Raw genomic sequence first — 15,527 nt, 5'->3', positions numbered from 1 at the left:
CGCGGGGCACCCGGCGCACGGTACGCCGCGCCGCCAGCGTTCAAGTGTAAGGAGACGCATCGCGGCCGGCATGCCGCTGTTTCGTAGCGTGGCGGCGCGGTCGGGACGCGCGCGCGACGCGTGCTACGAGGCGCGCGCGGCCTGGTGTTCGATCGGCGCACGGCGGCCCGCGCCGCACGTCGTCACTGATCGAGACACCGCACGCAGAGCCGCTTCGCCTGGTTCGCCGGCAGCCCGCGGCACATCATCACCACCGGGCGCGCATGGCACGACGGCGCATCCGCGAACGCGGCGGGCGGCGGCAGGCGGCGCGCGCGTTCGGGCGGCGGCGTATCGCTCACGACGGGAATCGGTTCGACGCCGCCTTCGCGCGCGTTGCGCTGCGCACTCGCGACGACGCGGCTCACGTAGCCGCTCGAGAAGCCGGTCGTGAAGTTGCCGCTGTAGTAGCACGACAGCGCCGCGCGCAATGCGGCCTGCGTGGCGCGGCCGGTGCCCGACGAGCGCGCGAAGCATTCGGTCAGGATCGCGCCGCCGGCCTGCAGGTTGCGGCACGGCTCGAACATCGTCGCTTCATCGAGCCCGTATTTCGCGAAATTGCGTTCGTTCACCTGCGCGAGGCCGACGCTGTAGCTGAAGCCGCGCGACGACAGCTCGCGCGCGGTCGCGCGCGCCTCGTCGAGCGACGCGGGCTGGCGCGTCAGGTGCCCGCCGACCACGCCGATCGCATACGGATTGAAGCCCGACTCGGTGCGCACGAGCGCGGCGAGCGTCGCGGGATCGACGTTCGGCGCGCAGGCGCGCGCCAGTTGCGCGAAAGCGGCGCCGCCGCCGGCTGCCTGCGCGACGCGCGGCGGCAGGCACGCGAGCAGGGCCAGCGCGCACAGGCACGCGGCGAATGTTCGCAGGCGGCGCGCGTTCATCCCGCGCCTGCCACCCGGTACGACAGCACGAGCCCGTGCACGAGCATCGCCCAGCCGTCGAGCGCGACGAACAGCAGCAGCTTGAACGGCACCGAGATCGTCGTCGGCGAGATCATCTGCATGCCGAGCGCGAGCAGGATGTTCGCGACCAGCAGGTCGACGACGATGAACACGATGTAGATCACGAAGCCGATCTGGAATGCCTTCGTCAGCTCGGCGAGCGTAAAGCTCGGCACCAGCACGAGCAGGTCGTCGTCCTTCACGCCGTCCGCACGGTTCTTCGGCCACACCGACGTCGCGGTGCGCACGAAGAATTCGCGGTCGCGCTGCCGCGTGTGCGACACCAGGAAATCCTTGATCGGCGGCAGCGCGGCGTCGGCGAGCGCGCCGACGTCCGCGGTCGACAGCTGCCCCGACGCATCGAAATGCCGCTGCTGCAGCGCGTCGCGGATCGACATGCCGACCGGCGCCATGATGAACAGCGACAGGATCAGCGCGATGCCGTTCAGCACGAGGTTCGGCGGCACCTGCTGGATGCCGAGCGCGGAGCGCAGCAGGCCGAGCACGACGACGAGCTTCGTGTAGCTCGTCACCATCAGCGCGGCGAACGGCGCGATGCCGAGCGCGGCGATCACCGCGATCAGCGCGACGGGATTCGGCAGGCTGCCCATCGGTCAGCGCTCGCGCGGCGCGGGTTGCGTGAGCGTGACGACGCGCACGCCGAGCTTCTGGCCGACCGCGATCAGGTGGCCGGTGCCGATCAGCATCCCGTTCGCGACGAGATGGATCACGCTCTGGTTGATGCCCTGCTGCAATTCGATCACCGCACCCGGCTGCAGCACGGCGAGTTCGCCGAGCGGCATCGACGTCGACGGCAGCTCGAAGCGCAAGTCCACCGCGAGCGCGTCGAGCGTGCGCGGCGCTTCATGTGGCGGCGCATCGGGCGACAGGGTGGGCGGGGTGTCGGTGCGGGTTGGTTCCAAGGGCATCTCCCTGATTCGTTCGACGGTCAGCCGGTTGCCGGACGGCCGTCCGGTGATTTCCCACGCGGGCGCGGCCGGCAGCCGCGCGACGCACAGCAGGTTCTGTTCGTGCGCGCGCCAGTGCTCGATTGCGATGATGTCGCCGGCGACGACGTCGGCCAGCTCGGCCGTCGTCAGTTCGGTGCGGCCGATCTCGAACACGAGCGGCACCGGCAGGCCGGCGTAGACGGCGCGCGCGTCGGGCCGTGCGGCGGGGCGCTCGGCGAAGAACACCGCAAGCGCGTCCGGCGCGTCGAACAGCACCGCGCCATGGCAGCGCCACGCGCCGTCGGCGCGGCGCAGCTCGAAACGCAGCGCGGCCGGGGCCGCGCGCCACGCGGGCGGCGACGGCGGCGGAGGCAGCAACTCGACGCGCTGCCGCGTCGCGGCCTGCAAGGCGGCGCTCAGCGGTGCGCCCAGATCGGCGAGCAGCGCCGCGCGGATCACGGCCGGGACGGCGGGATCGGCCGCGTCGCCGAGCCATTCGGCTTCGGCGGCGGGATCGATCCACAGCGTGCCGGTCGCCGGGCCGACGACGAAGCGGTACGCGTGCGCGTCGGCAGCGGGTTGCGCATCGACGCGCCACCGCGCCTCGTACGCGTGGTCGCCGAGCGTGAGCGGCACGGCGGCCGTCGCGCCGTATGCGTACGACAGCCCGCGCGCGGCGGCTGCGGACAGGCGCGGCAGATGCGGCGACGCGTCGAGCGGGACCGCGGCTGCGGTGGAAGGCGCGGGGGCGGGAGGCGAGGCCCGATCGGCGGCGTCGTCGGCGTCGGCATTCGTCAGGGACAGCGCGTGCACGGCGGGATCGGGGCGGTTTCGGCGTCGGGACGACGGGTTGTGGGAAGGCCGGCGGCGCGGGGTGCGTGCGGCAGCTGCGACGATTGTAGAGACGGGCGGGGCGATGCATCGCGACGGAATCCGTAGTCGCGCGTGGCGGGCGGCGACGGGAGCGGCGCGGATTTACGAAGCAGGACGCGATGCGGCGGCCACCGCGCCTCGCGCCCGGATTCCGCAGGCGCGCGGCGCGGTGGCCGGGGAGCGCTCAGACGTAGTCGGCGACCCTGTCGTGCTGCGACACGGCGCGCACGGCGGGCGCCGGGTCGTGGCGCTCGACGTGCGTCATCGCCGCACCGAACAGCACCAGGCGATAGCCGACCGCGTAGATCGGAATGATCCGCAGGTTCTTGTCGTGATCGAGTTGCAGCTTCGAGCGGATACGCGAGATATGGGTGTCGAGCGTGCGCGACGACACGCCGAGTTCACGGCCCCACACGGCTTCCTGGATTGCCTGCCGCGGCACGATCTTGTTCATGTTGTCGAGCAGGAATTCGACGACGTCGAATTCACGCGGCGTGACGTCGACGATCTTGTTGTCGATTTCGATCGTGCGGCGAACGAAGTTGATTTTTATGTTGTCGATGTACAGGTATTTGCAATCCATGGTGGCCCTCGCATGTCCGTTGAAGGAGTGTTTTTGCCAATGGATTACTGCAAATATCGGGCCATGCCGGTGAGCGACGGCGGCACGGCACTGCGCCGGGCGGCGGGAAGGCACGCGGGTGTTGAATCTCAAAGAATTTTTAACGCGGCGTGGACGGGCGGGGCGCGATGCGCTGCTGAAGGATTGTTACGTAGCATCGGCGGCCGACGTTACGGGCGTTACGTCTGACGTAACGCGGGGGGCGGGATGAGTGGGAGGAATTGAAGCGACGCGAGGCAATTCGCGGCAACCGACATCGCGCAACATGAAACCCTACATTCAACTCTGAGCTATCTCGATAAAATCGATGTAAATCAATGGATTGGACCTTATAATTGCGACCATTGAACCATACATGAAACCCGACGGCCGCCGTGACAACAATCGTTTCGTTCGAACCGCTGTTTCCCGAGGATCGCATGCTCGATCCACTACTCGAACGCACGGCCGAACTCGTCGGTTCGTCGCAGCAGCTTCTTGCCGTGCGAGGGACACCGCTCGGCGCCGCGCTGGTGCCGCAGTTGCGTGCGATGAATTCGTACTACACGAACAAGATCGAAGGCCAGCACACCACGCCGGCCAAGATCGAGGCGGCGCTGCATCGGGATTATTCGACTGACCTCGTCGAGCGCAAGAAACAACGCTTTGCCATCGCGCACATCGCGACGGAGGCGGCGCTCGAAGAAGAGTGGGGGGCACTCTCCGTGCCCGCCTTGTTCGATCCGATGCGTATTTCGACGCTGCACGCGCGATTCTTTTCCTGTTTGCCTGCCGACGAGCGAATTACCGGCGAAGGTCATCCGATCGTGCCGGGGGAATTTCGCAAGACCGACGTGACGGTGGGGCGTCATTTGGCGCCGGAACCCGAAATGATCGAGCCGCTGCTTGCAGCCTGGGCTACGCGATACGCACGCATCCGGGCCAAGGAATACCAACTGATCGGCATTGCCTGTTCGCATCATCGTCTCGCGTGGGTGCACCCGTTCATGGACGGCAACGGTCGCGTCGCACGCTTGCATTCGCATCTCGGATTGCGCGCGGCCGATCTGACCCACGGTCTCTGGTCACCCCTTCGGGGTTTGGCGCGCGAGCACGGGCAATACTACGCAACGCTGAGTGGGGCCGATCAGAGTCGCCGCAATGATCTGGATGGTCGGGGCAGTCTTTCCCAGGAGGGCCTGGTTCAATTTGCCCGGTTCTTTCTCGATTGCTGTCTGGATCAGGTCAGCTTCATGATCCGCATGACCGATTTCGACGGAGTCGCCGGCCGCATGCTGGATCTCCTGCGCTATCTCGATGCGAATCCGTGGACAATCGGCTCGGAGAAATCGGTCATCAAGCCGGAAGCATCGGCGCTGGCCATGGAGTTCGTGATGCTGCGGCGAAGCGTTACGCGAGCGGAGTTTACCCAAATGCTTGGCGTCAGCGACGTTCTGGCGCGCCGTATTGCGCGCTCGCTGCTCGACTTCGGCTTGCTGGGTTCGCCTTCGCATCGCGGTGAACTTTCGTTCGGATTGCCGCTGAGCAGCCTCCGGTTTCTGTTTCCGAGGCTTTGGCCGGAAGTCGAGCAGGAGTGAGCGGCGGCAGGCCGGCAGCGTCCCGAACGACGCAGGCCGAGCATGAAACCTGTCGGGCCGGGCGAAGGCGTCGGAGTCGACTCGACTCGACGAAAGGCGCCGGCGGCGGGACGCTCATCGGCTCCCGCAACCGGCGTCTCTACGCCGTCAAGCCTTCGCGCTATCCGCCGAATCGAACGGCAGCACGTAGTGCCGCTTGCCCGTTGCCGCGAAGATCGCGTTCGCGACCGCGGGCCCGACCGGCGCGACGCCCGGCTCACCGACCCCGGTCGGCGCTTCGGCCGACGGCACGATATGCACCTCCACCTTCGGCATCTCCGCGATGCGCAGCACGTGGTAGCCGTCGAAGTTGCGCTGCTCGACCTGGCCGTCCTTCAGCGTGATCGCGCTGTGCATCACCGCGCCGAGCCCGAAGCCGATGCCGCCCTCCATCTGCGCGGCGACGATGTCGGGATTGATCGCGATCCCGCAATCGACCGCGCACACCACGCGCTCGACCTTCACCTTGCCGTCCGCGTCGACCGACACCTCGGCCACCTGCGCGACATAGCTCTTGAACGCCTCGGCGACGGCGATCCCGCGCCCGCGGCCCTTCGGCAGCGGCTTGGCCGGATCCCAGCCGGCCTTCTGCGCGGCCAGGTCCAGCACCGCGCGCATGCGCGGCTCCTTCGCGAGCAGGTCGCGGCGGAATGCGTACGGATCCTTGCCTGCCGTGTGCGCGGCTTCGTCGATGAACGCCTCGACGGCGTACGCGGTGTGCGAACTGCCGACCACGCGCCACCACAGCACGGGCAGGCCCACCTTGGTGGTGGTGAGTTCGACCGATACGTTCGGCACCGCGTACGGCAGGTTCGCCGCGCCCTCGACCGAGGTGGCGTCGACGCCGTTCTTGACCATGAACGCTTCGAACGGCGTGCCGGCGAGAATCGACTGGCCGACGATCCGGTGGCGCCAGCCGACCAGCTTGCCGTCCGCGGTCAGCCCCGCGTCGAGCTTGTGGAAGTACATGGGCCGGTAGAAGCCGCCCTGGATGTCGTCCTCGCGCGTCCATTGCAGCTTGACGGGCTTGCCGTCCGCGCCGAGCGCCTTCGCGATCGACACGGCCTCGACCACGTAGTCGGACCACGCGTTCGCGCGCCGGCCGAAGCTGCCGCCCGCGTACAGCGTGTGGATCTGCACCTGTTCGGGCTTCAGGCCGGCCGTCCTGGCCGCGTTGGCCTGGTCGACCGTCTGGAACTGGTCGCCGGCCCAGATTTCGCAGCTGTCCGCCGTCAGCTTGACGACCGCGTCGAGCGGCTCCATCGGCGCGTGCGCGAGATACGGGAATTCGTACGTCGCGCCGATCTTGCGCGCGGCGCCCGCGATCGCGGCGCCGGCGTCGCCGTCGGTCCGGGCCGGCGCGCCGGGCTGGTTCGCGAGCCGCCGGTATTCGCGCATGATCTCGTCCGAGCCGCGCTTTTCGGCATGCGCTTCGTCCCATTCGACCTTCAGCGCGTCGCGCCCCTGTTTCGCCGCCCAGAAGCCGGTTCCGACGACCGCGACGCCGCCCGGCACCTGCACGACCGACACGACACCCGGCACGGCCTTGGCGGCCGTCGCGTCGAACGACTTCACGGTCGCGCCGAAGCGCGGCGGACGCTGCAGCAGCGCGACCCGCATGCCGGGGAAGGTCGTGTCGAGCGTGAAATGCGCGGTGCCGTCCGATTTCGCCGGCGCGTCGACGCGCGGGATCTTGTGGCCGATCAGACGGAACTCCGCCGGCTGCTTCAGCACGACCTTGTCCGGCACGGGCAGCTTCGCGGCTTGCGCGACGAGGGTGCCGTAGCCGGCCTGCCGGCCGGTCTTCGCGTGGATGACGAAGCCGTCCTTCGTCGTCAGCTCGCCGGCCGGCACCTTCCAGCGGGCCGCCGCGGCCGACACCAGCATCGCGCGGGCCTTGCCGCCCGCTTCGCGCAGTTGCTGCCACGAGTTCGCCATCGCCGAGCTGCCGCCCGTGCCCTGCATCGTGCCGAACGCGAGGTTCGCATAGCGCTTCGCATCGGCCGGCGCGCTTTCGACGCGCACGCTCGACCAGTCGGCGTCGAGCTCCTCGGCGACGATCGTCGCGATGCCCGTATAGGCGCCCTGGCCCATTTCGACGTGCTTCGCGATGACCGTGACGGCGCCGTCGGGCGTGATGCGCAGGAATGCGTTCGGCGCGAAACCGGCGGCGGGCGCGGTCGCGGCCAGCGCGCGGCGGCCGAAGCCGGTGAAGTCGAAGCCGATGGTCAGGCTGACGGCGGCGGCGCCCGCGGCCTTCAGGAACGTGCGGCGCGACGGACGCACCGACCCGGTGTTGTCGAGTTCGATCGTCATGGTCAGGCTCCCAGCGTCGCGGCCGCGTCGTGGATCGCCGCCCGGATGCGGGCGTAGGTCGCACAGCGGCACAGGTTGCCGTTCATCGCGGCGTCGATGTCCGCGTCGGTCGGCTTCGGGTTCTGTTCGAGCAGCGCGGTGGCCGACATGATCTGGCCGGACTGGCAGTAGCCGCACTGCGGCACCTGCAGCTTGACCCAGGCGGCCTGCACGGCCTGCGCGGGCTTGCTCTGCAGTCCTTCGATCGTCGTGATGTGCTTGCCCGCGATCCCGGCGAGCGGCAGCACGCACGAGCGGACGGCCTGGCCTTCGAGATGCACCGTGCACGCGCCGCACTGCGCCATGCCGCAGCCGAACTTCGTGCCGGTCAGTCCCGCGTGTTCGCGGATCGCCCAGAGGACGGGCATCGACGGATCGGCGTCGAGCGTGACGTTCTTGCCGTTCAGGACAAACGAGGTAGGCATTTTGATTGTCTCCGTGGGGAAAACCCGGCATGCGCCCGGTTAGCGGGCAGTGTGCGCGAGCGCGAGAAGTTTGCGTCTACCCAATCCTGCAAATTTATTGAACAATCCTGCAAATCCCCGGCAGGCTCCGGGTGGTTTCGCTATGCTCCCGCGACATGAGGAAATCTATCGAGGAAGTGTCATGGACATGACCGATATCGTGGCGTCGCGCGAATCCGGGCGGCGCGAGCTGGCGACGCTGATCGGCCGTTTCGCGCCGGCGGACGGCTCGCATTCGACGGCCGTGCCGGGCCTGATGCTGCACCGGCACTCGCGGCCGGTCGATCTCGGCTGCGGCGTGTCGCGGGCCGCGCTCGTGATCGCCGCGCAGGGCGCGAAGCGCGTGATCGTCGCCGGTCAGGCTTACGAGTACGACACGCAGAATTGCCTGATTTCGTCGATCGACTTGCCGATCCTGTCGCGCGTGACGCACGCGTCGCCGGAAGCCCCCTACCTGTGCCTGTCGCTGACGCTCGATCCGCAGCGCATCGTCGAGCTCGCGGCCGAGATGCGGCTGCCCGAACCCGACGCGGGCCCCGAAGGCGAGGGGATCGCGCTCGCCGAGCTCACTCCGCCGCTGCTCGATGCCGCGCTGCGGCTGACGCGGCTGCTCGATACGCCGGCCGACATTCCGGTCGTCGCGCCGCTGATCGAAAAGGAACTGCTGTACCGGCTGATGACGAGCGGGCAGGGCACGCGGCTGCGGCACATGGCGATCGCGGGCAGCCAGACGCACCGGATCGCGCGCGCGATCGAATGGCTCCGCGATCACTTCGCGGAGCCGATGCGCGTCGAATCGCTCGCGCAGGCGGTCAACATGAGCGTGTCGTCGCTGCACCACCATTTCAAGCACGTGACGACGCTGAGCCCGCTGCAGTACCAGAAGCAGCTGCGGCTGCACGAGGCGCGGCGGCTGTTGCTGCGGCAGGGCGGCGACGTCGGGTCGGTGGCGGCCGTGGTCGGCTACGAAAGCGCGTCGCAGTTCAGCCGTGAATACAGCCGGCTGTTCGGCGCACCGCCGATGCGCGACGTCGTGCAGTTGAGGCGGAAGGAATTGCTGGGGTGACGTCCATTCGCCGCTGTATTGCGCGCGCCCGGGGCGTTCGCGCAATTCCTGTTGGAAGCGAATTGAAATTCGAATTCCGCTATTGAAGCGCTTTCGGAAAAAGGCGGGAAATAAAGACGTCGCGCTTATTCACGCATGCGGCACGCCAGTCCGTCTGTCGACGACGTGACACGGCTGGCGACTGGCCAGGCGTCCTTGCTCCGATGTGCGTTATCTCCTATGTTGAGTCAGGCGTGGATGTGCGAATCTGCGCGAATGCCAGTTTTGCGTTGCGCATTGAATCCAGGCCGTGAACAAATGGTTGGAGGCGCTCATGTCGAACACCCAGGTCACGCACGATGTCAACCTGAATAACGCACGCAGCGAAAGCAACGTCGCCATTAACCCGAATCAGCCGATGCAGATCGTCTGCGGGTCCAAGAAATTCAGAGACATTCACACCTACGATTTCACGCTCGCAACCGCGTATTCGGCGGACGGCGGCTACTCGTGGCACGACTCTTCCGATCTCCAGTTGCAAGGTGGTACGGTGCTCACTGATCCTGCGCTTGCATGGGACGACCTGGGCGGCGTGTATCTCGTCGGGCTGCTCGGCAACAACCCACCGACGTTTGATACCGTCGGCATCGTGATCTACAAGTCGTCCGACGGCGGCCAGACCTGGGGGGCGCCGCGCCTGATCCACAGCAGCGCGGGAGATGACAAGCAATGGGCAGCAGGAGACGCGAATCCGACGAGCCCGTATCGCGGTCGCGTCTATGCGGTCTGGGACGACGGTGCCGACATGCGCTTCGCCCGCACCCTGGATCACGGAGTCAGTTGGGTGGGAGCGGGGACCGGCCCGACACCCGCAGGCACCGTGCTGGTCAGCGACTCTTTTTCTCCCGACATCAGGGTGGCGGAGAACGGTGATATCTACATCGTCTGGATCGCCGGCAGCGAGATCAAGATGATCGTGTCGACGAACGGCGGCGACAGTTTTTCGGCTGCGCCGTCGCCTGCCACCGGCGTGACGACGCTCGGGCAAGGGTTGCCCGCGCCTAACGGCTGGCCGGTGTTCACCGGCGGGAGCTTTCGCGTATTGACGATTCCGTCGATGTGCGTGCACAAGAAACAGATCGTCGTCGCGTGGGCGGATTTTCGCGAGAACGTCTCGCGCATCTATTGCGCGGTGTCGCATAACAGCGGCGGCAACTGGCTGACCGGATCGTCCGGAAAGCCGCTGCTTGCAGGGCCGCTGCCAGCCAGCCTTCAGCACTTTCATCCGCAAATGGCGGTCGATTCCAGCGGGCGGATCGGTTGCGCGTTCTACGAGTTCGGCCCCAAGCCGGCGACGCCGCTGATCGATGTGGTCATTGCACAGTCGATCGACGGCGGGAATTCGTTCGATGCGGCAGTCGTGACCGATCAGCCGTGGGATCCGTCCGTCGATGCGCCGTGGTCGCATGGCAATTCGAACGTCACCTTCATCGGCGATTACTTCGGACTGGACGCCAATCCCCAGGGCTTCCATCCGGTCTGGACCGACACGCGAACAGGCATTCAGGAACTGTGGACCGATATCGTCCACGCGCTGCCGGCATTCAGCATTCCGCCCGGTCTTTACGGGCAGGTCGCGCAGATTCTGGCCGGCATCATTCAGGACGGTGGCGGCATCGAAACCGTCGGCGGACACATCATTCATGTTCCGCCGTGGGGGCCCGAAGTGGATATCCTGGTGGGCGTCGCCATTCAGCGAATCGCGACGCTCGTGTCCAATCCGGCGGGCATCGAAATTCAGAGGTCTGCGATGGCGATGATTGCGCATGTCGCTCAACGGGAAGTGCAACGGTTGGCGCGAGAGCAGCATGGAGAATTGTCAGGGCGTCAGGCGATGACACGGCCCTCGCTCATCACGCCGGCGCCGGACGCCGGCGAACGAAGTCCGGAAACGGCGCGTTCGCCTGAAGCGCAAGAAGCAGGTCGATGACCCGATCGGCGATGCAGGTGACGCCACCTCCGGCAACCTGCACGTAGCTGCCGGCAAGTCCGGGCAGCGCACCGCCTCCGATATGCCCACACAGGGCCGCGAACGAACAGTCGCGGCCCTTTTTCATTGCACTGACCGGAGCATGACGCACGACTGCGTTGTCGGCCAGCATCCGGTCAAGCGCCGGGCGCAGCCCTGGCGCGTGGACGGGCGTGTGCCTCGCTCGTCCCGTCGTTCACTGGGTGTTCTCATCACGCAGTGCAGCATCGCAGGTAAAATCGCGCCGCATTCCTCTGACGCTATCCGAGAGCGTCGTAATAAAAACGAAAGGCTAACAATGAACGTGCAGGACTTGGCTGCCGCGTTGCGAGGCGGCTTGATTCAGCAGGACCGGTTGTTGAGGCTCGATACCCCGCTTGGGCCGAACGCGCTGGTGGTACAGCGGGCCGTCGGGCGTTCGACGATCGGCCGGGACTATACGTTCACGCTGGACGTCGTGTCGCCGGATGGCGCGATCGAATTGAAGCGGCTCATCGCCCAACCCGCCACCCTCTGGATCCAGCAAGCGACCGGCGAGTATCGCCCGATCCACGGCTACGTCTATACTGCGCGCCGGCTGGGCGCCGATGGCGGCCTCACGACGTACCAGATTACGCTTCAGGCATGGATGCACGTGCTGAAGTTTCGGCGCGACCAGAAGATCTGGATCGACAAGACGGTCGAGGACATCGTGTCCGACGTGCTGAACCAGCACCCGGAGGCCCGCGGCCGGTTCCGCTTTGCCCTGTCGGAATCGTTGCCGAACCGCTCGTACACGCGGCAAAGCGAGACCGACTGGAATTTCGTGCACCGCCTGCTCGAGAGCGAGGGGCTGTTCGGCTACTGGGAACAGGCGGACGACGGCCGATCCCATACGCTGGTCATCACGGATCGGCCGGACACTTTCCCGCAGCTGTCGCCGAAAACCGTTGCGTTCTACCGCTCGGACACGCATGCCGAGGCCGACGCGTTTACGCAATGGTCGGGGACGCGCACGCTGCAAAGCGTCACGCTCACCACACGGACGTTCGACTACAAGAGCCCGTCCGTTGCCGCGAACCCGAAAGGCACGATGGTGCCGACGGCCGGAAACCGGGGCGCCTTGCCGAATCAGCTCGAAGTCTACGAATATACCGGCGCCTACACGTTTCCGGACCAGCAACGCGGGGACAAACTGTCCAGCGTTCGCATGGAGGAGTGGGAGTCGCGTGCGAAGCGGTTCCACGGTGTCGGCGCGATCCGCGCGATGGATGCGGGCCGGCGTTTCGTGCTGACCGACCATCCGGCGCACGACGGCGACAGTGACGCGCAGCGCGAGTTCGCGACGATCGAGGTGTCGTGGTGGATCGAGAACAACCTGCCGGTCACCCGCGCGCCGAGCTTCCCGCACAGCCTGTACCGCGACATTGCCGACGCACGCGCCGGCCGCTCGGCCGACACGTCGTTGCAGGTTTCGCACGCCGACGGCTCCGTCGGCTTCTATCTCGTCGAAGTCGAAGCGCAGCGCGCGACGGTGCCGTACCGCAGCCGATTCGAGCACGCGAAGCCGGAGATGTATCTGGAGACGGCAATCGTCGTCGGGCCGCAGGGCGAAGAGGTGTACACCGACGAGCTGAATCGCATCCGCGTGCAGTTCGTCTGGGATCGCGTGAATCCGGGCAACGAGAATGCGTCGTGCTGGGTGCGTGTCGTGCAGTCGGATGCCGGCGGCGGCTATGGCGGCGTGCATATCCCGCGCATCGGCGAGGAAGTGCTGATCGACTACGTCGGCGGCGATTGCGACCGCCCGCTCGCGGTGGGCCGCGTGTACAACGGCGCAGCGAAGCCGCAATGGCATAGCGACGGCATTCTGTCCGGGTACCGGTCGAAAGAGTATTCGGGCGGCGGCTACAACCAGCTCGTGATGGACGACGCGACCGGGCAGAACCGCGTGCAGCTGATGAGCAGCAGCGCGAACAGCCTGCTGCATCTCGGCTATCTCATCGACCAGAACGGCAACACGCGCGGGTCGTATCTCGGCAGCGGGTTCGATCTACGTTCGGATGCGCATGGCGCGGTGCGCGCGAGCCAGGGCCTGTACGTGACGACACATCCGAAAGCGCCGAACAGCCAGCCGCTCGACGTGAAGGAGACGCAGCAGCAGCTCGTGAACGCGGAGAGCCTCGTCGAGGCGCTGTCGGGCGTCAGCGAACAGCATCAGGCGGAAAGCCTGAAGGACGCGCACGATACGCTGCGCGCGTTCACCAAGGCGACGCAGGAAAGCGCGTCGGGCGCGGCGTCGGGCGGGCGCACGGCGGGCGGAGGCACCGGCGACGCGAACGCGTTCAAGGAGCCGGTGATGCTGTTCGGCAGCCCGTCCGGGATCGGGATATCGACACAGGAGTCGGTGCATCTGGCGGCCGAGCAACAGGTGAACGTCGTCAGCGGACAGAGCACGCATATCGCGAGCGGCAAGTCGCTGCTCGCGAGCGTCGCGGAGAAGTTGAGCCTGTTCGTGCAGAACGCGGGAATGAAGCTGTTTGCCGCCAAGGGAAAGGTCGAGATCCAGGCGCACTCCGACTGCATCGAGCTGACTGCGCAAAAGTGTGTGAAGCTGCTGTCCGCGACCGAGAAGATCGAGATTGCCGCCGCGAAGGAAATCCTGCTGACGTCGGGCGGCGCATACATCCGCATCAAAGGCGGCGACATCGAAGTCCACGCACCGGGCAAGATCGACATCAAGGGCAGCCAGCACGCGTTCAGCGGTCCTGCGGGACAGGACTATCTGCTGCCGATGCTGCCGACGTCGCGGCACAACGCCGCGCTGCAGTACCTCTACCACGACGACGAGCCGGTTCAACACGCGAAGTATGTCGCGACGCTGTCGGACGGCAGTACCCGCGAAGGCGTGCTGGACGCGCAGGGCCGGATGCATCTGGAAGACGTGCCTGTCGGCAACGTTCAGGTGGCGCTGGGCCCGGATGCGCGCGCTTATGCACGGAAGAACCAGACGAAGAATCCGGACTTCAGGAACGAGTCGCTGTCCGAAGGCGACATCGATTCGCTGATCAAGAAACACGGGGGAGCGTGAGCGTGAGTTGGAGCCTTGAGGATTTCAAACAAACTTCGATGGAAGTGGGGCAATGGTGCTGGGGAACGATGCAGGGGGCGTTCAACGAAAAACAGACCATCAGCCAGATCCTGACCGATGCGGCAATCGGCATGATCCCGGGCGTCGGCGACGTGACGGCCGTGCGCGATCTGCTTGCCGTCAGCATCGGGATGAGCACCGATCCCCGGAAGCGGCACGAAGTCTCGGAGTGGATTCTGCTCGTCGTGCTGCTGTTCGCGCTGATTCCGGTATACGGCGGCGTGATCAAGGGCGTGGGGCGGTTGGCGCTGCGTGTCACGGGCGACGCGGCGAAGGATCGGAAGTTGCTCATCGAGGTGGTGCATTTCCTGAACCGCATGGGACACGGTGATGCGCTCAGGTGGTTGCGCTCGCTCGACGTGCGGAAATACCAGAAGCCGCTGCTCGACAAGCTGAAAAGCTTCTGCGAGAGCATGCATCGCACGATCAAGCAGGTGCTCGACGCGCGAGTCGGCAAGATGCTGCCGAATCCGTGGCAGCTGCAGCTTCAGACGGTCGCGGGCGGATTCGACGAGTTGCCGAAACTGGCCGACAAGATGGTGCCGAAGGCGCTCGATGAACTCGAGAACAAGATTCGGGTGCTGCAGAACACCGCGTATGAAGGGGAGAAGCGGTCGGTCGCGACGGGCGGGAAGCCCAGGGTCGAGCGGGAATCGGAGGCGGTGCTCGAGGAGAAGGTTCGGGTGCGGAAGTTGCCGCAGGGGCGGTATAGTGCAAACCGCGCAATTGTCGCAAACGAAAAGCAGATTGCGAAACTGCGGGCGAAATACAGCGAATGGATCGCGAAGGGCTGGCCGGATCTGTTCCGCAAGAAAGACGTCATGCCGGTGTTCGACGACAAGGAAATCTATGCAAACATCGCATCGTTTCACGGCGAGCTCGCCGCGTGGGATGCTGCCAAGCTAGCCGGAAAGAAGGTATTTCGAGTATTCGGCAATGCACTCGACATCGGTGGCGAGTCCTATGCTGGCGGCATGTACTGGGGTTTGGGCAAGGTTCCAGAAACGCCTGAGGAATGGCGTGAGCTGTGCGCAGTGCTCGACAAATTCAACGCGAACGGATACATCACGGTCGCACACCTGCCTGACAATCTTGCCGAGCTTTGGCCCGAAGCCAAGGCGTGGATGGGCAAGGTGGCCGAACAATATGACACGGATGCGGGGCGCCTTCAGTATCTCGAAGGAGGGGGCGATCAGTTGTTCGCCAGCTTCGGCTCAGGAATAAACGAAAAAATTAATGCCATCGGCGATAAAATAAAGAAAGGAGATCTCGGTAAATATTGCGAGGAAAAAATCAACGGCGTCCTCTTCAAGTTCTATAAGACAAACTGGGAGAACGTAGAAAAGGTGTTCGGCTACGGGAAAAATGCGGAAGATGCCAGTGCGGCTTCTACTCGCAAATTGGCCAAGGATGAGGTCCGTGGCAAATGATGGCTTGTAGGGGTTTACAGAAGAAGGGGG

11 protein-coding genes are annotated in these 15,527 nt (G+C 65.9%); 5 read left to right on the top strand and 6 right to left on the bottom strand.

Annotated elements, in window-relative coordinates; genetic code table 11:
* Positions 1-182 precede the first annotated feature (182 nt).
* The 4 genes from WT26_RS30885 to WT26_RS30870 form a co-directional block, all read right to left on the bottom strand.
* Positions 183-923, bottom strand: coding sequence for a lytic transglycosylase domain-containing protein (locus WT26_RS30885; protein WP_059851565.1), 741 nt, complete (start codon positions 921-923; stop codon positions 183-185).
* A complete protein-coding gene (sctR, locus tag WT26_RS30880; RefSeq protein ID WP_069271522.1) occupies positions 920-1,594 on the bottom strand; it encodes a type III secretion system export apparatus subunit SctR in 675 nt (224 codons plus the stop codon). Before sctR ends, WT26_RS30885 begins: the two co-directional genes overlap by 4 nt.
* A 3-nt stretch (positions 1,595-1,597) precedes the next feature.
* Entirely contained in the window at positions 1,598-2,746 is a 1,149-nt protein-coding gene (sctQ, locus tag WT26_RS30875; protein ID WP_059814221.1) for a type III secretion system cytoplasmic ring protein SctQ, read from the bottom strand.
* 244 nt (positions 2,747-2,990) lie between these two features.
* Positions 2,991-3,389 carry a winged helix-turn-helix domain-containing protein gene (locus WT26_RS30870; RefSeq protein WP_069274717.1) on the bottom strand — a complete coding sequence of 133 codons (399 nt, stop codon included), beginning with the start codon at positions 3,387-3,389 and terminating at the stop codon, positions 2,991-2,993.
* A 413-nt stretch (positions 3,390-3,802) separates the two neighbouring features.
* Between WT26_RS30870 and WT26_RS30865 the strand changes: the two genes are divergently transcribed.
* Positions 3,803-5,005 (top strand): Fic family protein, encoded by a 1,203-nt coding sequence (locus WT26_RS30865; protein WP_069274716.1) that lies wholly within the window; start codon positions 3,803-3,805, stop codon positions 5,003-5,005.
* Positions 5,006-5,152: 147 nt separating this feature from the next.
* Here WT26_RS30865 and WT26_RS30860 read toward each other — a convergent pair whose 3' ends face one another.
* Positions 5,153-7,360, bottom strand: coding sequence for a xanthine dehydrogenase family protein molybdopterin-binding subunit (locus tag WT26_RS30860; protein WP_069274715.1), 2,208 nt, complete (start codon positions 7,358-7,360; stop codon positions 5,153-5,155).
* 2 nt (positions 7,361-7,362) lie between these two features.
* Positions 7,363-7,824: a (2Fe-2S)-binding protein gene (locus WT26_RS30855; protein ID WP_021162969.1), complete on the bottom strand. Its 462-nt coding sequence runs from the start codon at positions 7,822-7,824 to the stop codon at positions 7,363-7,365.
* Positions 7,825-8,005: 181 nt separating this feature from the next.
* Here WT26_RS30855 and WT26_RS30850 point away from each other — a divergent pair, with 181 nt between their 5' ends.
* From WT26_RS30850 to WT26_RS30835, 4 genes are all read left to right on the top strand, one after another.
* Positions 8,006-8,929, top strand: coding sequence for an AraC family transcriptional regulator (locus WT26_RS30850; RefSeq protein WP_069274714.1), 924 nt, complete (start codon positions 8,006-8,008; stop codon positions 8,927-8,929).
* Positions 8,930-9,242: 313 nt separating this feature from the next.
* Positions 9,243-10,898, top strand: a complete 1,656-nt coding sequence (locus WT26_RS30845; RefSeq protein ID WP_155123265.1) for a sialidase family protein — start codon at positions 9,243-9,245, stop codon at positions 10,896-10,898.
* A 337-nt stretch (positions 10,899-11,235) separates the two neighbouring features.
* Positions 11,236-14,007, top strand: coding sequence for a type VI secretion system Vgr family protein (locus WT26_RS30840; protein WP_069271521.1), 2,772 nt, complete (start codon positions 11,236-11,238; stop codon positions 14,005-14,007).
* A gap of 2 nt (positions 14,008-14,009) precedes the next feature.
* On the top strand, positions 14,010-15,497 hold the full coding sequence (locus WT26_RS30835) for a hypothetical protein (protein WP_155123264.1): 1,488 nt from the start codon (positions 14,010-14,012) through the stop codon (positions 15,495-15,497).
* Positions 15,498-15,527: the final 30 nt, after the last annotated feature.

Source organism: Burkholderia cepacia (assembly GCF_001718835.1).
GTDB classification, from domain to species: Bacteria; Pseudomonadota; Gammaproteobacteria; order Burkholderiales; family Burkholderiaceae; genus Burkholderia; species Burkholderia cepacia_F.
The sequence above is the reverse complement of the archived record's forward strand: the minus strand, read 5'-3'. Positions and strand labels throughout refer to the sequence as shown.